Annotated in this window: 22 protein-coding genes; 4 read left to right on the forward strand and 18 right to left on the reverse strand. The window is 39.8% G+C overall.

The features are described 5' to 3' along the window. Positions 1-8 precede the first annotated feature (8 nt). Positions 9-980 (forward strand): toxin-antitoxin system YwqK family antitoxin, encoded by a 972-nt coding sequence (locus KJA58_RS03485; RefSeq protein WP_213358378.1) that lies wholly within the window; start codon positions 9-11, stop codon positions 978-980. Positions 981-982: 2 nt separating this feature from the next. Next, positions 983-1,522: an MGMT family protein gene (locus tag KJA58_RS03490; RefSeq protein WP_213358066.1), complete on the forward strand. Its 540-nt coding sequence runs from the start codon at positions 983-985 to the stop codon at positions 1,520-1,522. On the opposite strand, the gene KJA58_RS03495 is transcribed toward KJA58_RS03490, so the two are convergent. The 6 genes from KJA58_RS03495 to KJA58_RS03520 all read right to left on the reverse strand — a co-directional run bounded on the left by KJA58_RS03495 (position 1,512) and on the right by KJA58_RS03520 (position 9,034). Further along, positions 1,512-3,266, reverse strand: coding sequence for an ABC transporter permease (locus KJA58_RS03495; RefSeq protein ID WP_213358067.1), 1,755 nt, complete (start codon positions 3,264-3,266; stop codon positions 1,512-1,514). The two genes, KJA58_RS03490 and KJA58_RS03495, sit on opposite strands and share 11 nt — an antisense overlap. Positions 3,267-3,270: 4 nt before the next feature. Continuing rightward, positions 3,271-4,788, reverse strand: a complete 1,518-nt coding sequence (locus tag KJA58_RS03500; protein WP_213358068.1) for an ABC transporter permease — start codon at positions 4,786-4,788, stop codon at positions 3,271-3,273. Beyond that, positions 4,770-6,902, reverse strand: coding sequence for an ABC transporter substrate-binding protein (locus KJA58_RS03505; RefSeq protein WP_213358379.1), 2,133 nt, complete (start codon positions 6,900-6,902; stop codon positions 4,770-4,772). The genes KJA58_RS03500 and KJA58_RS03505 overlap by 19 nt, the downstream gene beginning before the upstream one ends. A 248-nt stretch (positions 6,903-7,150) precedes the next feature. Further along, a complete protein-coding gene (locus tag KJA58_RS03510; RefSeq protein WP_213358069.1) occupies positions 7,151-7,402 on the reverse strand; it encodes a hypothetical protein in 252 nt (83 codons plus the stop codon). A 227-nt stretch (positions 7,403-7,629) separates the two neighbouring features. Then, the gene (locus KJA58_RS03515) at positions 7,630-7,956 is read right to left on the reverse strand and encodes a hypothetical protein (protein WP_213358070.1); all 327 of its coding nucleotides are present in this window, start codon (positions 7,954-7,956) and stop codon (positions 7,630-7,632) included. A 43-nt stretch (positions 7,957-7,999) separates the two neighbouring features. Then, positions 8,000-9,034, reverse strand: coding sequence for a tetratricopeptide repeat protein (locus tag KJA58_RS03520; RefSeq protein ID WP_213358071.1), 1,035 nt, complete (start codon positions 9,032-9,034; stop codon positions 8,000-8,002). Positions 9,035-9,132: 98 nt separating this feature from the next. Here KJA58_RS03520 and hemH point away from each other — a divergent pair, with 98 nt between their 5' ends. Continuing rightward, a complete protein-coding gene (gene hemH, locus KJA58_RS03525) occupies positions 9,133-10,125 on the forward strand; it encodes a ferrochelatase (protein WP_213358072.1) in 993 nt (330 codons plus the stop codon). Positions 10,126-10,128: 3 nt separating this feature from the next. On the opposite strand, the gene KJA58_RS03530 is transcribed toward hemH, so the two are convergent. The 6 genes from KJA58_RS03530 to KJA58_RS03555 all read right to left on the reverse strand — a co-directional run bounded on the left by KJA58_RS03530 (position 10,129) and on the right by KJA58_RS03555 (position 15,131). Beyond that, complete coding sequence (locus tag KJA58_RS03530; RefSeq protein ID WP_246485720.1) at positions 10,129-10,881, reverse strand: transporter substrate-binding domain-containing protein; 753 nt, start codon at positions 10,879-10,881, stop codon at positions 10,129-10,131. Positions 10,882-10,950: 69 nt separating this feature from the next. After that, positions 10,951-11,517, reverse strand: a complete 567-nt coding sequence (rsmD, locus tag KJA58_RS03535; RefSeq protein WP_213358073.1) for a 16S rRNA (guanine(966)-N(2))-methyltransferase RsmD — start codon at positions 11,515-11,517, stop codon at positions 10,951-10,953. A gap of 9 nt (positions 11,518-11,526) precedes the next feature. Continuing rightward, a complete protein-coding gene (locus tag KJA58_RS03540; RefSeq protein ID WP_213358074.1) occupies positions 11,527-12,282 on the reverse strand; it encodes a metallophosphoesterase in 756 nt (251 codons plus the stop codon). A 102-nt stretch (positions 12,283-12,384) separates the two neighbouring features. After that, on the reverse strand, positions 12,385-13,713 hold the full coding sequence (locus KJA58_RS03545; RefSeq protein WP_425513814.1) for a sugar phosphate nucleotidyltransferase: 1,329 nt from the start codon (positions 13,711-13,713) through the stop codon (positions 12,385-12,387). Between the two features lie 71 nt (positions 13,714-13,784). Then, positions 13,785-14,543: an orotidine 5'-phosphate decarboxylase / HUMPS family protein gene (locus tag KJA58_RS03550; protein WP_213358076.1), complete on the reverse strand. Its 759-nt coding sequence runs from the start codon at positions 14,541-14,543 to the stop codon at positions 13,785-13,787. A 15-nt stretch (positions 14,544-14,558) separates the two neighbouring features. Then, positions 14,559-15,131, reverse strand: coding sequence for a type I phosphoribosyltransferase (locus tag KJA58_RS03555; RefSeq protein ID WP_213358077.1), 573 nt, complete (start codon positions 15,129-15,131; stop codon positions 14,559-14,561). 181 nt (positions 15,132-15,312) lie between these two features. On the opposite strand from KJA58_RS03555, the gene KJA58_RS03560 reads away from it, so the two are divergent. After that, a complete protein-coding gene (locus KJA58_RS03560) occupies positions 15,313-15,564 on the forward strand; it encodes a signal recognition particle subunit SRP19/SEC65 family protein (protein WP_213358078.1) in 252 nt (83 codons plus the stop codon). Here KJA58_RS03560 and KJA58_RS03565 read toward each other — a convergent pair. From KJA58_RS03565 to KJA58_RS03590, 6 genes are all read right to left on the reverse strand, one after another. Continuing rightward, entirely contained in the window at positions 15,550-16,716 is a 1,167-nt protein-coding gene (locus KJA58_RS03565; RefSeq protein ID WP_213358079.1) for an amidohydrolase family protein, read from the reverse strand. The genes KJA58_RS03560 and KJA58_RS03565 overlap by 15 nt on opposite strands. A gap of 91 nt (positions 16,717-16,807) precedes the next feature. Next, positions 16,808-18,190, reverse strand: a complete 1,383-nt coding sequence (rho, locus tag KJA58_RS03570) for a transcription termination factor Rho (RefSeq protein WP_213358080.1) — start codon at positions 18,188-18,190, stop codon at positions 16,808-16,810. Continuing rightward, the gene (coaE, locus tag KJA58_RS03575) at positions 18,187-18,792 is read right to left on the reverse strand and encodes a dephospho-CoA kinase (protein ID WP_213358081.1); all 606 of its coding nucleotides are present in this window, start codon (positions 18,790-18,792) and stop codon (positions 18,187-18,189) included. The genes rho and coaE overlap by 4 nt, the downstream gene beginning before the upstream one ends. After that, positions 18,786-21,416, reverse strand: coding sequence for a DNA polymerase I (gene polA, locus KJA58_RS03580; protein WP_213358082.1), 2,631 nt, complete (start codon positions 21,414-21,416; stop codon positions 18,786-18,788). Before polA ends, coaE begins: the two co-directional genes overlap by 7 nt. A 9-nt stretch (positions 21,417-21,425) precedes the next feature. Then, positions 21,426-22,427: a S49 family peptidase gene (locus tag KJA58_RS03585; protein WP_246485721.1), complete on the reverse strand. Its 1,002-nt coding sequence runs from the start codon at positions 22,425-22,427 to the stop codon at positions 21,426-21,428. 109 nt (positions 22,428-22,536) lie between these two features. Continuing rightward, a complete protein-coding gene (locus tag KJA58_RS03590; RefSeq protein ID WP_213358083.1) occupies positions 22,537-24,117 on the reverse strand; it encodes an Npt1/Npt2 family nucleotide transporter in 1,581 nt (526 codons plus the stop codon). Between the last annotated feature and the right edge of the window lie 90 nt (positions 24,118-24,207).

Genomic DNA, 24,207 nt, shown 5'->3' on the forward strand with positions numbered 1-24,207 from the left:
AGATGATTATGCGTTTACTACTCATTTTGTTACTTAGTTTGCCTCTCTCCTCTCTATCAGCTTTTGGAGCACCTAAGGATTCTTTAATTATGAAAGAAACTTACCGCAATAACTATGGAATCATTGTCTCAAAGCAGGAATGGGTTAGAAGAGGTAAAGATGGAACTGTCACTAAAGTTTTAAAAGATGGTTCTGTTATTCATGAAGTATTCTCTTCGGGTTCTTATCACGGAGAAGTTACCGCTACGTTCCCTCACAGTGAAACTATAGCCCAAGTGAAAACTTATGACATGGGGCGCCTCCTGTCTATAAAAACATTTTTCGTTAACGGGTTGCCTGCTCGAGAAGAAGTTTTTAAAGACGATGGAGCCCATGTAACGTCCCTTTGGTCTGAAGGGAACGAAGCAGATACAGTCTCTACCCCTTATTTTATTGAAACGGTCTCCGGAGGAAAAATTGTCGAGGGTTTCTATTCATCAAGGAATGGAAAGTATACTTCCACTATTTCTCAAGGGTCTGGTGTCCGTTCCTCGTTTTCTCCTGATAATGCTTTACTGACAGAAGAAATTTTCCGTGATGGAGAAATGATCAAACGCATTACTTTTTACTCCAACAGAGATCCAGAATCTATCGTACACTATGTTAACGGCTACCCTCACGGATTGCGTCTAACATACTTAATCGGAGGCATTCCTAACACTATAGAAGAATGGCGTTACGGATACCAAGACGGCATGACTACTGTTTTCAAAAATGGATGCAAAGTTGCGGAAATTTCTTATGTAAAAGGATCTAAAGAAGGACTAGAACTTCGCTATAACGAAAACGAAGCTATAGCGGAAGAAGTTTCTTGGAAAAATAATAACCTACATGGGGTAAGAAAAATATACGCAGGCGATATTTCCAAAAAAGAGTGGTATCACCACGGGAAAGTTGTGACAAAAGCTAAGTTTGAAAGGCTAAATAATTTAGCAGGATAGCAATGTTTTCTTCTCCTTCGAAATTGGAACTTGTTTCGAAGCAAACAAAGAAAATATTATTCCAAACCTGCTCTCAGGGGTTGGTGATGTCTTCCTTCCCTTCTCTCCGAGTGGTGGTCCGTTTTGACAAGCACGTCCCTATCCAAAGTTTCCTTGCGAGATCTCCCCTGTTTGACTGCCTTTTCTTAGGCTCTTCAGCGCACCAGCCCATGATTGAAACGGTTAACTGGCTGATCAGTTATTCTAATAAGACGTCTCAAGATCTTCCAAGATGCTTCAAAAAAACTCCATTAACGCCCATTCAAAGATTGATCTTTGATTTAATCTGCACCATCCCGTTTGGGGAAGCTCTTTCTTCTAAAGAACTAGCAAAACAAGCCAACGTAGACACAGAGGAAATTGATACAATATGCAACACAAATCCCTTACTTTTATTTATTCCCTGCCACCGGGTTCGAAGAGATAACTATCCTGAAAAAATAAAGGAGTTTTACAAAGATCTTCTACTTTTTGAACAAACCACAAAGCTCACTAATCCCTAAGTCTTGGGTCTAAAGCATCTCGTACTCCATCTCCGATGAGAGCTATGATAACTAACAACAACGTTAACATTACAGCTGGAGGCCATAGCACTCGGCTTTCTGCGGGAAAGGCCGTTACACCCTCCCTCATGAGAGCTCCCCAAGAAGCTGAAGTTTCCTCCCCTAAGCCTAAAAATGTTAACCCAGCCTCACAGCTAATCATAGACATCATAGAAAAAGGTAGAAGAGAAATTACAGGAAAAATTGCATTAGGCAAAATCTGACCAAACATGATATGCAAACGACTGCAACCCATGCTCTTAGCACACAATACATAAGGAAGCTCTCTCTGTCTTAACGTTTCCATCCGAACGTAACGACTGATACTAGCCCAACCAAATAAACCCAGGATCACGGTATCTAAGAATAAAGACTTTACACCCAAAATAGACACCACAAGAAGCAGAATAAACAAGACCGGCATGGTCTCCCATATTTCAGTAAACCGGGATAGGAAAAGATCTACTCTACCACCAAAATACCCAGAAATGAGACCTATGGGGACGCCTATGCAGAGGGCGAGAAAAACTCCTACACCTCCAACGGTAAGAGCTATTCGTACACCAAAAATCAGTGAAGACAATAAATCTTTCTGATTGATACGAGACAGTTGCCACCAAGAGACAATTTTGTTCATCTCTCTGGATCCGCCGGCATCTTCTTCCCAATGGAAAACAGAAAACAAAGGACTTATCAGAATCTTTAAACGACTGGACTCTTCTTCTATCCACTGCCTCTTGTTCTTGATAAAATTGATGCCCCCCTGAAGCTTGCCGTAATCCTCCAATACCTTCCTTACAGAAATCAATTTCTTCTGTGTTGCTGAAGACTGCTCAGAAACTTTTAAGTATTCTGACTGCAATTGATGAAAGTCTCCCTCATGTCTATAGAGAGCTATATTCATATCATGCTGAGTTTTCGATAATTCCATTAAGTAAGGACGAAAATCATTGACAGCAGTCTCCCATTCGGAACATGCAATTTCATAGGCTGGCTTTAATTTATCTAACCTGCTGTTTAAACGTTCCAAACATGTTTCTTCATTGTAAAGTTCCATTTGTCTCAGCGTGGGCATCTTTTTCCCTGTTCTCCCTTCAAAAGCCACGCAATGTTTTTGTAAGGCAGCATCCTGTCGAACTCGGTATAAAGATCTAATCAACAAACCTAACTTTTCATATGTACTCATGAAACTTTTTTCATAATCCCAGGTACGCGAATCCTTAGGGACTATAACCAGAGCTTCTTGATCTTCATCTTCTTTTTGTGCACACAGTTCTGTCGATCTTAATAATCTCAACTGTTCATCCCCTGTGGGGTCTTTAACATACCCTGCATCTACAATAGAAAATACAGCAAGATGAAGTATCGCAAACAAGCCCACTACAACCCCTCGAATCTTTCCCTTTAACAACTTCCAAGAAAGAATAAAAAAGGGCAAAGAAAGCATCAGAACATTAAAGAAAATATCTATAGATTTTGTGTAGTAGCCCTTGAACCACAAATAACGAAAAAGTGGCCAGTAGTACTTCCCGTTCCAGTAAACAAGAACGGGCTTTCCTGAGGCAAAAAGTGGGGCATAAACGCCTATTAAGGCGATCACTAAAAAAACCTTAAAAGCGATTGATGCTAAAAAATTCTTCTTATACGCGCGAATAAAAGCTTTAAAAGGAGAGTCTATAGCGGTAGTCTTGTCTTGTCTACTCATAAGCTTACCTCCTCACTTTGTCAAATTGTACACGAGGATCTAGTAGGGCATAAGCTATGTCGCCGACCAAATACCCTAATAAAGATAGCGTAGACCCAGCAAGCACGGAAAAGAGCACCACATTATGATCTCGATTCAAAATAGCTTGGTAAAAAAACTTCCCAAAACCATCTATATTGAAAAGAGTTTCTACAACAAGAGACCCTCCCAGAATAGCCCCCAGAGAAGAAGCCAATGCTGTAACCAAAGAGGCGGCAGCATTACGACCAACATGTTTAATATATACTTCTATATTTGAAATCCCTCTAGCGTATGCAGACCGAATATAGTCCTGATTTAAAATCTCTAAAAACACGGAGCGACTCAACCGGGACTGAGCAGCTAAAGCCCAGTAACTAACAGCCAGAAATGGTAAAAAGCAGTGAGTAATGACATCTATAATCTTACCAAAAGAAGTCAGTCCAGAAAAAATCTCTGGAGGAGATCTCAAACCGCTATACGGCATAGGCATGTTCGTAAACGGAATATTTTTGTTAATTACAAACTTATCAATAATCCAGGGTACGGCAACAAAAACTGGAATAGAAAATAAAATCAAAAACAAAATATTGAGAACATGATCTATCCAACGATTTCTATTTATTGCCATAATCATACCAAAAACCTGACAGAGGACAAAAACAACAACCAACGGGAGGACAGACAAAATCATAGAACATTGTATTCGAGAAGCGACTTCAGCAAGAACTGTACGATTAGGGTCATTCCTCATCGTTCCAAAATCCAACTTTAAAATTCGAGATAAATACCCCGAGAATCTAGTCTCAAAGAAAAATATCTTCCACTTTTGTTTTGTCGTGTAGGAGAAAGCCTCTATGCCCCCGTGATCAGAAAACCACTGTTTCAATTCGGAAACTTTAACTTCGAGATCTTCGATACTTCCGTATCCCTTACTGAGTAATGAGACTAGTTTTGTATTGGAAGCAGCGATTTCTTTGTTCTGCTTCTTTTGTTCAGCGGATAGTCCTGCCCCTGTTACACCTTGACGAATTCCTCCTCGGATGAACAAGTCTGCAGCAATATTTCGGTAGAGAGGAGTTGCAGAGGTATTAGAGGCCTCAAAAAGTAGTATAGGCATAATAAACTTCGCCCTATCTCCCCAAAAAACTCTCAATTTTGAGAGCGAATCCACCTTCACCCTCTTTTCTGAACTTCCTTTAGAAGACTCAACTGCGTCAATGATAGAATGAATCCCTGCCTGCACCTGCTTCAAGGAAATTGAGGGTCTGGCATTAAAAAGTATGGGTAATGTTAATCCGTAGTGCTCACGAAATTGCAAATATCTATCAGGCCCTTTGCAGACACGAACTTTCTCAGACTTTCCGGCTTCTCCAGAACTATCAATGGATTTATCTTCTAAGACATCTCCTGGAGCCAAGTTTAAAATCACAAAGTTGACCAAGATAATGGAAAACAATGTTACAGGGAAGAACAGTAATCGTTTTAAGATATACCTAAACACTCTTCCTCCTTACTAAGCCACGCCATAGAAAGGTTTACCACGCCGTCCTGAGCTTCTGGAATCAAATCCGTGTGCATTTTGGGAACAAAAATATTTTTTACGTAGTCTCTGTAGAGCAGTATGCTATTTCTGGAGTACAGGAAAGTATAGGGAGCTTCCTCGTGAATAATTTCATGAAACCTGTGGTACAATTGCAGCCGCTTCTCTTTATCGTACTCGTAGCTTAGCTTCTCTATTATTGCGTCCGCTTCTTGATTTTTAAATCCTACAGCATTTGCAGACCCCTTTTCTAAGGCTCCTTCAGAATGCCATAGGGCCCTAGGATCTTCTGGAGGAGATCCTAAGCACCAACCCATGAGAATGGCATCAAAATTCTTTTCTTCAAAAGCAAGCGAAAGGTCTGCTACGTCGAGCCCCAAAAGACTACAATCAACGCCAATTTCTTTACAGGCTGTGGAAATATATTCCGCAATAGTGCGAGAGGTTACACTTTTCACGTAGTAGCACAAGCGAAACTGGAAGGGAACAACTATCCCATCAACTACTTTTTCCCTAATTCCATCTCCATCTCTATCTATCCACCCAGCCTCTTCTAAAAGCCTAGAAGCTTCTTCTGGGGAGTATGGCCACCCCTGCACACTATGGTTGTATGATGGCGAGTGTATGGAAAAGGGCCCGCTAATTGTAAATCCGTCTCCACCAAGGACTTGGTCTATAATGCGATTACGATCAATAGCCATATTCATAGCTCTACGCACGTCGGCATCTTGAAAAAACACAGAAAAACAGTTCCATCCGACATAGGAATAGGCTTTATCTAAAGAGGACACCATACGAATGCCCTCGCCCTTCCCAGCTTGGAGTTGGTATGAGGGGCTTTTCATAAACGATTCTAAATTTTCCTTATGATTGGGTGGTAAATAAGCAATATCTATGTTGCCAGCTTTAAAATCTTGAAATAGGGAATCCGTGCTATCTCTCAAAAGAACAATTTTTTCTTCTACCAATGCAGCCAGAGGATTAAAGTAGTCGGGATTTCTTAAAAACCGAATGCGTTCGCTGTCCATCCCAGAGAATATGTAAGGACCACAACTGACAATGTAATTTAGAGCCCAGTGTGTCGAGAAATTTTGAGCCCAAATAGAGTTAACTCTATAGGTGTCCTCTTCTTCGTCTTCGGGAACAATTTTTTCTCCAGAGGAGAAATATTTATAAACAAAGCTCGGCAATGGTTGTAAGCATAAGGTATTAATGAATGCTGCATACTGGACCTTGTTGACAACTTTTCCATCTTCTTCTGGAACCGGATGAGCTTTCCAACGAACACTGAATTCTAGATCATTATGTACAACAAAAGAAACTATATCTTCAAAATAAGCCCGTAAGGACACTGCTCTCATATCTGCAACGTAAGGATTCATCACGACGTCATAGAAAAATTTGAAATCCTCGGCAGTTACGGGTTTTTTTTCTAAAAACATAGGGTGTAAAGAAAATGTTTTAGGAAATAGATTTGGATCAATGGGGTGCCAAAAAACATTCGGGCGAAGATATATGCGAAATTCTTTGTCTCCAGAGCCATCATCTAACAGTTTCTCTTCAATCTTCACAGCTAACTCAGGAGCAAATTTCTCATATTTACCAACATGTTGTGTAGCTAAAGACGGCACGCATATTTCATACATTCGCACAATATTTTCAAAACCATTGAAAGGGCTTAAATTTTCTGGCCGACATACGTTAGCCCATCGCAAAACCCCTTTAGGAAGGAATTTATCCCCTAAAAGAGTTGGTAAAGTCGATGAAACATAGGGATCTGAAAATAATAGATTAGGAAGACTAGGATCCCCGACATTTTTGTCATCAAAACAACATAGAGAAGCTATATCACGAGATTCTTCTCCCAAAGATTGCATAGAAGAAGGACTCCCGCAGCTCTTGTGAGTTTGCTTAATGAGCGAAACTATATCCCGAACATCAGATCTAATGTCGGTCACACTACCTTTTACAGTCTTGATATCTCTTTCCAGGAGATCCGAAGACCAGTAGAGAAGGAGCAACGCTCCAAGAAGAAGGACGCTTAAAACTCTATCGAAAAAAAAGTGTTTTTTCATCATATAGATGCTTCCCCAGTAAAAAACATAGCCACCCCGCCCGCAAACGTTTGGAGCTTTTTACAGCTCAAAATACTTACATTCAAGATTTTGTTACAAATTTTTTTAGCACACGGTGTAGAAAGGAGAATGAGGGGAAAAGTCACGTCGAAAGGAAATTTTTTAAAAAAGCTTCTACAGCCTTTCTCTCAAGTCCGGTGAGAATACACATCCCCACCAGACTATTGGTTAACCACTATACAGAGGTCTTATCCATTTTTTTCTACTGGCTTCCAGTTTTCAAAGCCTTTCAACCATGGATACTTGTTTGAATTAAAAGAAGAAGAAGAAATAGCACCCTCTTCAGAGGATTTTTCTTCGTTTTCGCCTTCTTCTTTGTTATCCTCACAAGATTTATCCTCGTCCGCAACGGCAGTGAAAACAACATGGTTGTTTCCAAAAGCTCGAGGAGCTACAGCCAAAGCTGACAGAGCCAAAGCAGCAAAAACGATTTTTTTCATAATTATCTCCTTTTCATACGTAACAGCAGCGCCTCCAAATGAGGATCGGACTCAATACAAGAATCCCGATACGAAGCCGTTACAAATAAGTTTCAGCGGATTATACAAAAGCAAAATTTGTTGAGCAAGGGAATAAACCCACCCTACCAGACGCAGTCCTCTTATTATCAACAAACTTTAACAAAACCCCGGCTACGAAGAAGCTTTAAGCCCCCTTCTAAGCAGCCCTAAATCGCAAATTCTGCTGTCAATTTGGGCAATAAATACAGTCCACAAAGCAACAGAACCGCCCCCACAACAAGAACCACCAAAGAAAGACTAAAAGGGTCCACGCCTACCCCATGACACCATGTTAGAAAACTTTCTGAAAACACTGGTATGGAAGCGCGCGTGGCGTGCAGCAACCCCGTCCCAGTTAAAAATAAAACAACCCCCAAAATCCCAAAAGCACAGCCCACATCATACCTAGCTTCCGCAGACATTGCATGCTTCCATGAGCTGCCTATTCTGGAAAGAAAACTCTCCGAAGATGGCAAAGGTCGGAATATTTGCATTCTTACACTCATACAAAGAGATCGTTAATCCATTAACTGTCTGCTAATTATACTCGATCCCGTAAAACTTGATAAGACTTTGTGATTTTTTGTAATCTATTTTTTTTAACTCCTCATAGATCTTAAGCCCTGCCGCATTCATCCCTTGCTGAAAGTATAAAACACCCAACTTAAACATCGTTTCACTGTCCTTGGGCTTTAACTTTAATACTATTTCATACTCTCGGATCTCTTCCTGGGGCATTTGCAAATCATGGTAACTATATGCTAACTGAGAATGTACCCACGCATTCCCTGGGGCATACTCGTTTAAAATTTTAAACTCCTCTATTGCCCTCCTAGCCACAGAAAAAAACTTCTCTTCAACCTCTCCATCATACTTCTTCGACGGAACCCAAAACATGGTATCAAATTCTGGGTACTTTCTCGGATCTGCATATAAGCCCGACAAAGTGACATATGCGTTAGCCAAAGCTACATGTGCTTCCAAGTTTGTTGGTATCGTTTGAACAACCTTTAAGTACGCTTCCACAGATCTTTCCAATAACATTTCTCTAATTTTGAAATAATCTTGCCAGAAACAGAAACAACTTATTTTTCTCAATAAGGACTTAGAAAAATATCCATAGGCAAAAGAGAACAAGTCGTATTCCGAATGACACAACACGGAAGACAATTTTGAAGCCGCCAGAGATATGCTAGACTGTTCTCCTATGACTCCAGCGTAGGAGGTACACTGCAAAGCTTGGTCCAAGTATTCGGAGCAAAGCGCTTCGTAAAAATCATTCTTTTTTGAAAGAAAATATAGGCGAATAACAAGAAAGACAAACAAAGAAAGAAAAAAACAAGAAAGAACAAAGGCTGGAAGCAAAGTCTTTCCAGAAAATAAAAACATGTAAAGAAAAACTGATAACTCTAGAAACATAAGTACGGAGAAGCCTAAAAAATAGGCACTCTGCACATGTAAAAATTTACGAATCTTATAAAAAACCTTCTTACATAAAGGATCCAAAATGTTTTGAAAATTCTCTGAGCTCGTAGCCCCTTTTTCCTGATATGTCTGACCAAACGTCGACATTAAAACCCCACCATTTTTAATGGAAAATTAAAATCCTAGTTGTTTTAATTCAGATCCTCGAAAAGCGCGTTCTCTTCTTTGTCAGCAGAGGTTTTCCTATGACCCAGATCTATGTTTTAGCAAACTTTGGTGGTCCCAGATCTTTAGACGAAATAGAACCGTTCCTGACGAGTCTGCTAACAGATCCGTATGTGACGGGAAAAATCTTTTCCGAGAAGTTAACGAAAAAGTTATTTACATGGATAGCTAAAAAACGAACCCCAAAAGTCATTCCTCAATACGCTGCTATCGGAGGATTCTCTCCTATTGTCAAAGACACTTTAACCATGTCTCAGCATTTGGAAAGAGCCCTCTGTAGCCCTGTTATCCCTTTTCACCGCTACCTCCCGCACACTTACGAAGAAACCTTTTCTCGTCTACAACAACTAAATAAAAGAGAGGTTGTCGGAATCCCTCTTTTCCCTCATTTTACTTACTGCGTGACAGGAAGCATTGTAAACTTTTTATCAAAGAGCTTACCCAACATCAGCTGGAAATGGATTACAGATTTCGGGTCCCATACAGCTTTCATCCAATCTTGGATTGGTCATCTCAAAGAGTTTTTCAAAAAAAATCGTGTTCCTGAAGATGACTGTGTACTGCTATTCTCTTTCCATGGAATACCTGAGAGCATGTCAAAGAAAGGAGATCCCTACGCATCCCAATGTCGTCTCTCTTTCAATCTTCTAAGCAAAGCTTTTCCCTTTAGCGAAACTCTCCTATCCTTCCAATCTCGCTTCGGGCCTTCAAAATGGCTACAACCTTACACAAAGAAAGTCTGTCAAACGCTTAAGTCCAAAAAAAAACATATAGCTATAGTGCCCCTGGGATTTATATCCGATCATTTAGAGACTCTTTTCGAAATAGAAAACGAATACTTACCCACTCTTGCTGAAAGGGGATACAAGGTCTATAGAGTCCCAGCTATTTTTGACTCTCCCCTCTGGCCCTCCGCTCTAAACGAAATTGTTCAGACCTCTACCCGGTTCTGTCCAAAAGAAATCTTCGTCAAGGGATTCAAAGGCTCGGAACATAGAAACCATAACAATTAGTTCTTAGGGCAAGCGGTACTGTTTTTTTATAGCGTCATACTTACCTTGTCGACGTAGCTTTACTAACCCAGAGTTAAAATTATCGATAAGAGCATCGTTCTCTCCTTTAATGGCAATCAAACGCAGTCCTTCTTCCGTTAAAGGCTTAGAAATGATCTTCAACCGCCCCTTGTAAACACTACTCACCAGCGCTGAAGCCTCTATGACAGGAACTAATAAAGCATCATAGCATCCAGAAGACAACGATTCTAAAGCCACAGGAACATGTTTATATGCAGAGACTATGGCGCCAGGAATATCTTGGGCAACGGATGCTGACGAATCAAACTTATAAATTCCTACAATCTTCCCTTTTAATGAAGCCATGTCTTCGTAAGGAGAGTTTTCTTGAACAACTAGAACGGGCCCAGTTAAAAGAAACGGCTCGGAAAAATTATACCTAGAACGATTCTCTAACCCTGGATACAACGATGTAACAGCCCCAGAAGTCTTTCTATCATCTAAGTTTTCGAACAAGTGAATCCAGTCCTGATTAACAAGCACTATGTTCGTGCGCTCCCTCTCGTTAATTTCCGAGATCAAAGCATTAAGGAATGCATTAACATTCGCATTATAAACTCCAAATTGCACAGGGAACCACGTAGCATCCCTACCTACAAGGACTTCCCTATTTTCCCTTGAACATCCAGAAAAAAGAACTGTTGATAATACAACGACGCCAAACGCAATGCCTTTAAAAAATCTTTTACTCCTCACGCGTCCCAGCCTCAAGAATTAATGAAACTTCACCATCCTCTACATATTCCAAAATAAAAATTTTTATATCTAGAGATTTTCAGCTCCTGTTACTTGATATTCAAATAAAAAACTATCTCCAAATTTTCGTTGGTTTTTTGAAATCAATCCGTTAACAATAATCTCCTTTGGAGAAGCTTTTTCCAAAAAAATTTGCGCTTCTTTCTCTAAGAGATTGGCTTTCACCAATTCGAGAAGAACTTTTTCCATAAACTCGTCTGTTACCGAGTATGGAGGATCCATATAAACTATATGAAAAAACCTTTTTCGAGCCTGTAAAAGCTTATATCCCGCAAACACTTCTCTGTTCAAAATGAGCACCTGAGCTCCTACCTGCAACAATTCCGAGTTAGAACGAATAATTTTTGTAGATTTAGCAGACGAATCAATAAACGTTGCTGAGGCAGCCCCTCTACTCAGAGCTTCAAATCCCATGCTTCCAGTTCCAGCAAACACATCTAAAAAATGACTGTTCAAAACGTGGTTTCTACAAATATTGAATACTGCTTCTTTAACCACTCCCAAGGTTGGCCTGACAGACTTATCCTTAAACGCAACCAAACTTTTTCCCTTGAATTTCCCTGAAAGAATCCTCATCGTACCGCTCTAATCTATCAAAATTTGTTGGGGACAAAAATTTACATAATCAGCAGCAACCAATTTATACAGCACAGAACTTCCTGAAAATGTTTCAGGGAAAGATGCTTTCAATCCATGAAGATGCCCAAATACACATACATCTACGTGATAAGTCTGCAACAATTCAGAAACAGGCCCAGGAGAACCATCAAAAGATATGGGCGGGTAATGAGTCATAACCACCGTCCTTTGATTATCTGGCGGAATTTTCTTACAACTCTCAGCCAATCTAAGATATTCTCTTTGAAAAATTTTCTCCCCACGGAGACGCTGGTCTGCCGATAACTCTTTTTTCTCCTTCGGAGATCTAAAAACAGAAAAAGGAATTTTTATGGACGAATGATCCCATAAACGCGTTCCAATAACATCAGTCTTCGTTTCCGGAATCCGAAACACCCCTCCTTTAAGATATACAATATTCTTCGGAAGAATACTCAAAAGCTTGTTGGTCGTCGCAGAACTCCAATAATCGTGGTTTCCTCGGATAATAATTTTATTCCCAGGAAGATCGCCTATAAAAGCAAAATCTTTCTTGGCTTCTTGTAAATTCATACCCCAAGAAAGATCGCCAGGAAGAAGAACCCAATCTTCGTCAGAAATAGTGGAAAGCCACGCTTCTTGAATTTTCTTTAAATAACCAATCCAAGGGGCACCAAAAATCTCCATAGTTTTCTCAGGAACCCCTAAACACAAGTGCAGGTCAGATAACGCGTACAATTTCATAAAAAGCTCTCCATCATACGCATGTTACAATATTAGAGAAAAAATACTGATAAAAGGATGGAAAAAATGGAACTCTTGCCAATAACAAAATGTTTGTAAAGATTAAAAAACGTAGTTGTCAGGAATCTCCGTACCACTGGGAATAATTATTATACCGTCTCGAACGATCACTTTCCCATCAGGAGACTCATAATTTATTAACTCCTGACTGTTCGTTAAAACTACACCATTACCTATGGAACAGTTTTCATCAATTATAGCCTTTTGTATCAAACAGTCTTGACCTACCCCAACATCACGTGTCTTTTTGAAAGAATAGCCACTGTTTCCTATAAGAACAGAATCCTGAATAACGGTGTTTTCACCTATTACTGAGCGGATCCCTAAAACACTGCTAGAAATTTTTGAAGAATTAATAATGGCCCCTTCACACAATAAAGAGTCTGATATCAAAGAGTTCGAAATCATTGCCCCCGGCAAGTGATGATTTTTACTAAAAATTCTTCCTACGTCTCTGTAACAGCTAAGACCCTCGTCAGGATTTAAAGGCAATTTCGTTAATGACAGATTAGCTTCATAGTAAGATTCTATGGTTCCTATATCTGTCCAATAACCGTCGTAAACAAATACTTTGACGTTATTTTTTTGCATTTGAGTCTGTATTAGATGCTTCCCAAAATCTTCTCTGCTATCTGTTCTCAAAAGCTGGATCAAATCTTCCTTACGAAATAAGTAAATCCCCATAGATCCCCAGAAACAACCCTCATCTCCAAACCTTGGTTTTCTTCTAATACTTTCAGATCGAAATCTAAATTTATCTAAAATATCCGAAGACTGAGGCTTCTCATAAAAGTCTTTTAAGGAATATTCTTCATCAAAGCGCATGACCCCCATTCTAGTAGCATCTTTTTCTGGAATAGGCTGTGCTGCTATCACCATGCCTGCGTTCGTAGATTCTGCGTAATCCACCATCTTTCGGAAATCAATATTGTACAACTGGTCTCCGGAAAGAATGAGAAAATACTCTACATCAACATCTTCTAAATATAGTAGATTCTGCCGGATAGCATCGGCCGTCCCTTGGTACCAAATTTTCTCTCCGTTCCTTTCTTCTGGAGCTAAGAGGTGTATCTGATCTTGCACTACGCCATGATAAAAATAAGTCTTAAAAAGATGTTGTTGAAGAGTATACGTAAGATATTGGCCTATTACAAAAATCTTAGAAAAACCAGAAGCAATAGCGTGTGAAATGGGTATATCTATTAGCTTATATCTCCCACCAAAAGAGACTGTAGGTTTACAACGATTTCTAGTTAAAGGGGATAGCCTTTTACCCTCTCCTCCGCATAAAACTATTACTCCAACCTTATCTTGGTAAGAATGTCCACAATAGCGCTCTGCGTTGTCAAAAAAACTCATCGAACCTTCCAGTTAATATTAATTCTAATATTAAAAAATTAATAAAACAAAATAAAAGTTTCGATTTTTGTTTTTACCTTTAATCAATATTGATTATAAACACTATAGCCCGTCCTCTTATATTTTCCAGAAATAGACTCCAAATCATCGGACACTAAAAAGCTATCATCAATCAAAATAAGATCACCCCCACAGGCTCCTATTCGCTGTTCCAACAAAGTATCTACAGAACTTAAAACACCATAATCCATAATATTTTGAATAGAAGTAATATGCAAAAAACCTTCATTCAAACAAAGCCTTCTAGAGCACTCAAAACCCACAACAAAGTCCGGATGTTTTTCTGCCCAACGCACAGCAACAGAGGAATCATCCCTGGAGCCTCCAGCCTCCTTACTTTCTGCAAGCAAGACTACTCCCCGACCCTTCCCACTTCCAACAAGACGCAGCGAATCTAAAATAGCTTCTCCCGAAGAAAGATGCACACTCACCAAATCTGCCCAGTCAGCAACTTTGTATAGCCCTCCCCCATACTGCTTCTCTACAAGAGCCCCTGTTTCAGAGTATTTTCTATCTTCAAAAATCAAAAATTGATGCTTATCTGCAAGCCCCCGAAGATCTCTAGCAAATTCCAAGGAAAAGTCTTCCAAAATATCTACATGAGTTTTTAATAAACAAATATGCGGACCAATAGCTTCAGCTAGCTCTAGAACTTCTTGACTCTTACAACTGCTTGCCGTCACTCCTAAATTCGTTTCCTTCCTATGCATTATGGAAAACAATTTTCTAGAAAGCGAGTGCCTCGTTATCAAAGCTCGCTCCTTGTACGATCGACGCTGCATAATGCTGTTCCCCTCTTATTTCCCTAGCAAAAACTGATTCAATATTTTTCTTTCTTCATAATACAGAGCTACTTCCTCCACTAAAATCTTAGCCAGGGTTGTGGCTGTAAATACACTTATTATATGACAATTTTCTAACCCTTTTTTATCCAATTCAAAATCTAATAAACTCACAATATCTCGAATTATAAACCCAGCCTCCTCCAATCTTTTCTTTGCTTCTAAAACATCTGCTCCATCAAAAATGGCACTGCTCACCAACAAACAGACTTGTCCAGAAGGATCTCCGTACTCACCAACCCCTAGAATGTTAGACCTTTTTGACTTCATTATCGTTGGAATACAATATCTTACAGACAAAGCCATTGCTACTGGTAAGGCCTCGTAAGCAATACCACAGATATGTGAAAAAGATTGCAGTCGCACCTGATCCCAAATAAGCTGACAAATACTCTCCATAGCCTCTTGGTATGTGTACGCCAACTTCATAACTAATCGAATGGGCACTTCCCTTGTCTCTCCTAAAGGGAACCTTCCTATTTGAATGACTCCTGATGAAAATAAAGATCTGACAGCAACCCTACGCATGGACCCCACCAGCCCCCATTTCTAATGGTCCTATGCATTAAACAACGAAAACCTCTTTTCTTCAACGACTTACAAAAAAAAGAGCTCTCGCAAATCATTTTTACAGAAAAGCAATAGCAAAATGCTTATATCTAAGAGAAAATTTCACTTCATGAATAGACTGCACCAGAAGAGATTAATCGTGATTACTAAGATATTTTTAGGGATCCCATTCAAAGAGTCTTTTTCCCCTTTTATCCCCAAAGACTGGTGTCACACGACTTACCAAGGGAGACGGTTTGTAGGGAAACACTTGTCCTCTCCTTACCCCACAGCAAAAGAAATTCATAACTCTGCTCATGAGCTGTTGGAATTTCTTTCCAAGAACCTTCCTGTAGATTTTGAACCAAATCTGCCTATCACTATATTTCCCGAAGTTTTAATTGGATTTTAATCTTTTAATTAAAAGATTCTCGTAGTTACTAAAACCCAGAGCTTCATAAGCAACCCCATTAACAACAGAAAAAACAGGCCATCCGGTAAGACTGAAATTAACTATTGGCCTCCAGATAGAGCCTTCGGAAAAATCTTTTTCAGAAAAAGCTCCTTTGAGAAAAGGATCTACTAAAACAAAATCCCTACTATTTTTTGATTGAAAAGACTCGACACCTCGACTTACGCATATACTCTTTACTCGGTCTATAGTGATCTTTTTTAAAAAAACAGCATGCATCATCAAAGGAAAAAAGAGCTTTGCCTCCGAAGTTAGCCAACCTTTTTTACAAACTGTTACACAAACAGTGTCTACTGTTCCATCAAGAACCGCTTCCCATAAGAAAAACCTCTTCCCACAAAAAGATAAAAATGTGCCCTCGATATCTGTATCTTTCTGCTCCCCGAAAAACAGGCTTTCTAGAGACACTTCTGCAACAACCTTTACTCCCTGGTTCTTTGCTAACCGAATTAGCTCCACCTCTTCAGGAAAATTGACACCCGATATACGCAAAAATGTTCCGTGTTTAACAGAAAATTCTAAAATTCTCTCAATTATTTTCTGCAAAGAACAGTTTTTCCTTGTTTCCCTCACAGAATCTAAACAGACCACTACTTCTAAGCCTTCTTCTGCAGCAAAATGAAAGATTCTATTCAATATTCTGTCTGGTAAACCGTCCTCTACTTCTGTGGGAAATAACTCTATGCCACTACAAAGATTTTGATAATTGCGGATAAGTTCGAGATCGATAGTATTCTCTACAGAGCCTTTAAATAACATCCTATGCTTAACACCCACTAAATTGTCTGAAAAAAATCTATCCAAAGCCAATTTCTTTTCTAACAACTGTGATACGGTTCTTATCGGATTTTCCTTATCATTAAAACAGACAACAGAAGAAAATCCACTACAAACCAATAACTTCATATCCAAAGTTTTGTTGCTTTCAACTATGCTATACTCCAGCCCCCCTAATGCCATAGGTAAAGCTAGTAACGACATTCCATCTATATCCATACTTAGGGAAGGACAAAAAATATCTATTCTAGTGTTGTCTAAACTATTAACATTCCTAATAAACACTGCGATACCCTTCAGAAAAAAACCCGCCATCCTTTCGGAAGCCGGGTAATTGATTAAAAGCTTTTTTTAGTTCTAATAGTTTTTTTGAACACTTAGCATTCAAAAAAACTTTAGCTTTGCGCTATTCCTTAAGAGACAACAAGAACTCTGCGTTGCTGTTGGTCTTTTTCAGACGACCAAGCAACAGGTGCATCGCATCAATTGCAGTAAGGTCCGCTATAGCTTGCCTGAAGAGATACACCTTCTCTAATTCTCCTGGGTGGTACAAAAGCTCCTCTTTTCGTGTTCCACTCTTAATGAGATCTATGGCTGGATAAGTTCTACGATCAGCTAGACGTCGATCCAAAACTAACTCCATATTCCCAGTGCCCTTGAATTCTTCGAATATAACTTCATCCATACGAGAACCAGTTTCTATCAGAGCTGTAGCCAAGATAGTCAAAGATCCTCCATTCTCAATATTCCTTGCTGCTCCAAAAAATCTCTTGGGCTTGTGCAAGGCGCTGGCATCAACCCCGCCAGTTAAAATTTTTCCAGAGTGCGGCTGCACGGTGTTATAAGCTCGAGCTAAACGCGTTATAGAATCCAGAAGGATTACGACATCTTTCCCGTGTTCTACCAATCTACGAGCTTTTTCTATGACCATTTCTGCAACTTGAATGTGCCTCTCTGGTTGTTCATCAAAAGTCGACGCAACAACTTCGCCTCGAACTTGACGAATCATATCAGTAACTTCTTCTGGACGCTCGTCAATTAAAAGAACTATTAAAACAACATCAGGGTTATTCACAGCTATTGCATGAGCAATACTCTGCAAAATAACAGTCTTTCCAGATCTAGGCGGAGCTACTATTAAACCTCTTTGTCCTTTACCTATCGGTGCCGTCAGGTCTAAAACCCTTTCGGCCAACTGTTCCTTGCTTGTTTCCATAACTATTCTTTCGTTGGGATACAGCGGGGTAAGGTTCTCGAACAATACTCTTTCTTTAGCTTTGTCTGGAGTGGACCCATTAATTTTATCAACTTTTAGTAAGGCAAAATACTTTTCTTTTTCCTTAGGGGAGCGAATAGTCCCAACTATGGTATCCCCTTTCTTCAAGTCAAATCTACGAATTTGAGCCGGGGAAACATAAATATCTTCTGCTGAAGGTAGGTAATTGTAAGTGGTAGACCTCAAAAAACCAAAGCCATCGGGAAGGACTTCCAAAACACCTTCTCCAATTAAAAGCTCATTAGGCCTTTCAGATTTAGCCTTAACAATCTCAAAAACAACCTGCGATTTCGTCAAAGACCCTATATTCTTGACCCCGTATTGCCGAGCTAAAACATTCAGCTCGTCTATACCCATACGCTGCAGGCCAGAGATTTTTGTTATCGCAACAGGCTCTGCCTCAACATCAGGAGCGCTAATAGTTTCTCCTGTTGAGGGAGTTTCCAAACGAGGATTCGTACAACATTTATCCTTTATCTTTGGCGAGACTGCTGAAGACTGCTCTTCTTTCATATAGCTCCTAAAGAGTAATAATATTCTTCTACTTTCTGTCTTAATTCTTCCATTGTGCCATTATTCTGAATAATGACATCTGCCACCGCAGCCCTTTGCTCATAAGGAAAAAATCTAGAACATCTCTGATAAAATTCCTTCTCCGAACAACCCATTTTCTGCAGAAAACGGTCTTTGCGAATCTTTTCATCAGCCTGAATCAATACCACAGAATCGTACTTATCAGCGTAGCTAATCTCATATAACAAGGGCACTTCTGCCACAAATACTGGATATTTACCAGACAAAACTACTTGCTGATATTCTGTCTCTATACCCTTGCAAATTTCAGGGTGTAATATGTTCTCTAATTCACATAAGAGCCCAGAATCGTTGAAAACTTTTTCTGCAATCAAGCGCCTATCAAAAGCATTCCCAACAATGACATCGTCTCCTAACAAGTTTACAACTCGCTTACCTATTGGTGTGTGAGGGATAAGAAGACTGTGGGAAACCCGATCGGCGCTGACAACATACGCGCCCAACCTGCGAAACACTCGGCATGCTTCCGTCTTCCCAGAGGAGGGATCCCCTGTCACGGAAACCTTCACTGATTTTAACATTCTGACCAATTTTTTCCAATTAAGATATTTGTTACCAATGGCACAGACAGCTTCATAGCGGACTCCATGATGTTTTTTACAATAGCTTCTAATTCTTCCAACTCTGTATCAGGAGCTTCAAAAAGAAGTTCGTCATGTATTTGTAAAATCATCCGACTCTTCATATGAGATCTCTCTTTCAATTCTTCAGCCATGTTACACATAGCTATCTTGATGAGTTCTGCAGCGCTGCCTTGAATGATGGTGTTTACTGCAAGCCGCCCAGAGGCTGCTCTAGCTCCCTGAGCCTCGCTCCAATCCTCTATAACGCGTTCTCTTCCCATCAAAGTTTTTACTTTCTGATCTAAAGAAGCTCTCTCTATAGTCTCGTCTATAAAAATTTTAACCTTTGGATATTTGGAAAAATACGCTTCTATCAAATCCTTGGCCTCTTGAAGGCTTATTCTTAAAACTTTTGATAGTCCATACGCCTGTTGTCCATAAACTAAACCAAAGTTAACAACTTTAGCCATTTTCCTTTGCTTTCTAGTCACCTTATCTATGGAAACACCAAAAACATTTGCTGCAGTGGACGCATGCACATCCTCCCCTAAAACAAAAGCCTCGCACAATCTTTCATCCTGACTTAAATGAGCCAAAAACCGCAATTCTATTTGGGAGTAATCTGCAGCAAGAAAGCTTTTTCTCCTCAAATCATCTGGCTCAAAAGCCATTCTAACCTCAAAGTCTTTATCAGCCCTAACAGGAATATTCTGTAAATTTGGATCTCGGCAGGACAATCTACCTGTTGCCGTATTAACTTGATTAAATGTCGGATGTATTCGTTGCGTCTTTTTTGACACCAATTTGGGAAGCACGTCAACATAAGTAGATAACAACTTCTCATACGAACGGAAAAGTAAGATCTTATCTATAACGGGATGAGCACCAGAAAGTGCTTCCAAAGCTTCTGCCTTCGTTGTCATTTTCCCTGGAGGCTGTAATCCTAATTTAACAAACAAAATGTTGGCCAATTGCTTTGGTGATTTGATATTGAACCTTTCTCCTACCAAAGAGTAAATCTCTTCTACAAGCACCTCCTGTCTGGCATGCAGTTCCTTAGAAAGCGATTCTAACTCCCCTTTATTTACAAAAATTCCCACTCGCTCCATCTCTAAAAGAACTTTTTCTAAAGGCATCTCAAGTTCTTTGAAAATTTCACTTAGCCCTTTTTTATCTAATTCTTTAGCTAGGCACACCTTAATTGCGGGAAGTCTCCGAACTATTCGAGCAAAAAAACTCTCGGGATTATCTGGAAGACCATTTATCGGCAAAGATAACTTCCAAAATTCTTTCGACGAAACTAGATTAGCATCTTCAAAAAAATCATACTTCATCAATAGCGACGAAAACGTCTCTTTTGCTCCGCCACTAACCAAATGCTCGGCTAAAGCCAAATCAAAAGTTATTCGAGGCAAAGGAAACCCAGACGACAGTAGTGCGTGTAAATCTCGTTTCACGTTATAACCAATGAAACTTGTATCCGCATCTAAAAATAAAGCTGCTAAAGCTTCCTGAACAAACACTTCTTTCCTGGAAAAGTCACAATAAAAAACTTCTTGCAAGCCCTCTGCCGCTAAAGCGATCCCCTGAACACAAAGAGAAGGAATATCTTTACCCGTGTAAGCACAGCTAAAGGCCACCTCCCTCCCACGTAATTGCTCTACCATTTGCAACACCTGGTCAGAGTTAGAAACTATTGTAGGGAGAAAGGTTTCTTCTAAAGAAACTGTTTTAGCAATCAGTGTTTTAAACCCTTGTTTTTTATAAAAAAGCTGCAGCTCCTCGCTTCCCTCATCTCGCAAGAATAAATAATCGCTTAAAAGACCAGAAACTTCTAAAGAATCATCCAGAACGGCTAGTTTTTTACTTAAAATCAAAACATCTTTCTGCGTCCTTAGTTTATCTCCTTTTGCTCCAGAAATTGCGTCTATGTTCTCTACTATAGACTCTACGTCCGAATGAGTTTTCAATAAATCTACAGCCCCCTTAGGCCCTATACCACTTACACCAGGAATATTATCAGAAGAATCTCCCACTAAGGCTAGATAATCTGGTATCCTTTTAGGATAGACCCCCAGAAATTCTTTGACATCTTCCTCTCGATACTGAACATAATCTTTCCATGGGTTCATGGTGTAAACACCTTCCTGGACCAGCTGCAACAAGTCTTTGTCTGCAGTACAAACGCAAATCTCCAAGTCTTGTGCCCCTAGAATTGTTTTAGTGATACTCGCTATCACATCATCCGCCTCAACTCCAGGGCGCTCCAAAATAGGAAGGCCTATCAACGAACAAAATTGTTTTATCTTCGCTCGCTGATCAAGATAGTCAGGAAACTTTTGAATTCTATTAGTTTTATAATTGGCATACAGCTCTCGTCGACTCCTTTTATTATCTTCGCCATCAAAAACTGCTACCATATATCTAGGAGAAAAATCTTTCACAAGCTTTTGAATCGATCGAACAAATCCAAATACCGCCTTCGTTCCTTCTCCTGCAGGATTCATCATATCAGGCAAAGCAAAATATGCCCTATGAATAAACCCTGAAGCATCAAGGATGTAGAGAGTCTCTTTTTCCATACCCCCTCCCTACATTCCAGCATACCAAGACGAGGTGTTTTGCTCTGGAGGTAATACCTGATGATGAACCTTCCCAGAGACGAACGGAGAGTTCTCAAAAAGAACCATAAACTTTTTCCACCATAACTCTCCACAAACACCAACTACGCGATAGTCTCCGGCTATATTGCATCTAGATAAAAGCTCCTTTATCACCTGACTAAAAGAGACATCGATTTCATCAATAAAACCTTCTTCTTTTGCTTGTAACGGTGGATAGACTCGAGCCCCCAAAGTATCTACTAATTTTTCTTCGGTTAACAAAGGTCTATGTTGGGACACTAAAGAGACAAAGCCTTTATAGAAAAAGTCGACTATCTTTTGTCTTTCTTCCTTCTGGCTAGCATCCCATTCGGAGAAGGGATTTAATGGAGCTTTGTCCTTTCCACCACTTAATAGGTCTGCTTTTATTCCATGACGATTAAGCCCATCTTTGACATTGAAAAAAGGCCCCGTTATAACGCCAACAGATCCAGTAAGAGCTACAGAACTAGCGAAAATTTTATCCCCCAAACAAGAAACATAATATCCTCCAGAGGCACATAATCCTTCTATAAAAACATAAACTGGTATGGAGGTCCTTTCCTTCCACTCCCTTAACAAAGTATACATTCTATGTACTTCAAAAAGCTCTCCTCCAGGGCAATCAACTTTCAATATTAATCCCTTTACCCGACCAACCAAAGGAGGCTTATCCAAACTAGCAAGGGCTGTTCTAAAGAACTCTTCACTGTGTTTAGAAGGGCATATAACACCTTTTAAATCAAAAACAGCAACAACAGGAGTTTCTTTACCTAAGGGCTTCACCTTCCCTTGAGCATCAGGAAGAGATACCAGCATGTTTTGAGAACTAGATCCAATAATAGCCAAAACTCCACCAAACAAAACAACTATAGCGAGAAACAACCCTGTTGAAATTCCTAGAAAAGAAATAAACGCCTTAGAACAAATTCGAAAAAAATATCTCATCATAAATATATAAATTAAAATTTTAATTCCTTAGTTTCCAAAAATGACAAGATAAAGGAATAAAAGAAAAGCTTAAAGATGAATTTTAAAAGATCGCGTTACAAATCTATTTTTACGATAAAATTGCTTCCGTGTTAGCTACAGATTTTTGAGAGGAACTTTCAAGCCGTTCATCCAATGACTCAACTTGAGAATCGGAGAAGTCTTCTATCTGCCGCCCTAGATAAATCGTCACAACAACCCAGACCAATAGAATTACAAAAAGCACCGAGGCTATGATATGCAGACTAGCTGCGACAGAAGAGAAAAACACCAACAAACACTGGTATATTAACGATCCTCCTGATTTTCCAACCCTAGAAACAACCCCATCTATGGCAGCCTTCCCTTGCCTCTTTTCTTCTGGTCCTAGAGGAATAAAGGCCATTTCTTTAATCTGGTCGAAAAAAGTGAATTTAGCTGATCGAGTAAATACGTTGTGCAAACCTCCAAGCCAGGCAGAAAGAGCCAAGGGGGTAATATGCCAAAATGGAATCAAGTTAATATCTTTTTTGGCCAAGAAAATCGCTAAGAAAAAGACTACCCCAAAACCTGCGGCTACAACAGGCGTAACTAAAGCTCCAAAGGTCCATCCCCAGGCTCTAATTGTTTGCCCTGTTAACAAAACAGCAACAAGCACCGACAACACTCCTATGAGAGTGGAAATTCTCCCCATATACGCATTGTACTCGATAGCAGTAGAATAAATTTTACTTACCTGATCTTTCCAGACTACTTCAAATAGGTGGTTTACTAAATTGTAAGCCAATACGATAAAAGCCAGCCCTAACAAATATTTCGAGCGGATTACGTAAGAAAACACATCCTTTAGGGAGGACTTCCCTTTATGTTCTTGTTTCTTTTTGGAAGAAATTAACTCCGAAGCATTAACAAATGCCTCGGCCAAACCAACATAATGCACGCGACGATATAGATAAAAGATGGCTACACTTGCCAGACAAACCATAGTCACCAAGTTAATCATGACACCATGCCACTCATCCTTGGCGAAAGGAATGGGTATAAGAGCCCCCTTTCCAACAAAGACAGAAACTTCCCCGGCAACTATGGAAGAAAAGTTTAGCGCAGCATTGATAAGAGCATAAAACCTGCCAGCCTCCCGTATGGTGGTGACATCATTGGCTAGCCCCCAGAAAAAAACAGATAATACTATAGAGCTCCACAACTCAGAAATGACATAAAACAGCGTGTAACTCCAGTATCGGACCATAACTATAAAGCCTCTAAGGCCCTTAGGAAAAATGCTAGAAAGTTTATCTCCCAGACCGTGCAGATGCAAAACATCTCCACTGGGATATATCAGGAGAACAAAGACCGTGAAAAAGACTACGAAGAAGGAAAGAAAGAGGTAAAACACTACATCTTTCGGATATCTAGCACTTAAAGCCCCGTATATGGCCGTTACAACCACAGCTCCGGGGACTATTCCCCAAACCTTAATGAAAGGAATGACTTCGGCTCCAGCCCCCGCGGCAGCCACCATCAAAGCGTCCTTCATATTTTTTAAGAGACTGTAATTAAAGCCAACGAAAAAAGCTAATAAGAATAGAGGAAGAAATTTATGCAGTTCCGATCGATAGACTGGCCAAAAGCAGGCTCTCAGTCTAGAAAAATCTTTTAAGTCTGACTGCATTCTCCCCTTCCCGTTTCAGGGTTTCGACTGTTTAAAAAGCCCAAACCTTCCTTTCTCCAAGAGAGATCCGACCTATTTCTACGAGTTTGC

The sequence above is a fragment of the Chlamydiifrater phoenicopteri genome, assembly GCF_902807005.1.
In the GTDB taxonomy this organism is placed as follows: Bacteria; Chlamydiota; Chlamydiia; order Chlamydiales; family Chlamydiaceae; genus Chlamydiifrater; species Chlamydiifrater phoenicopteri.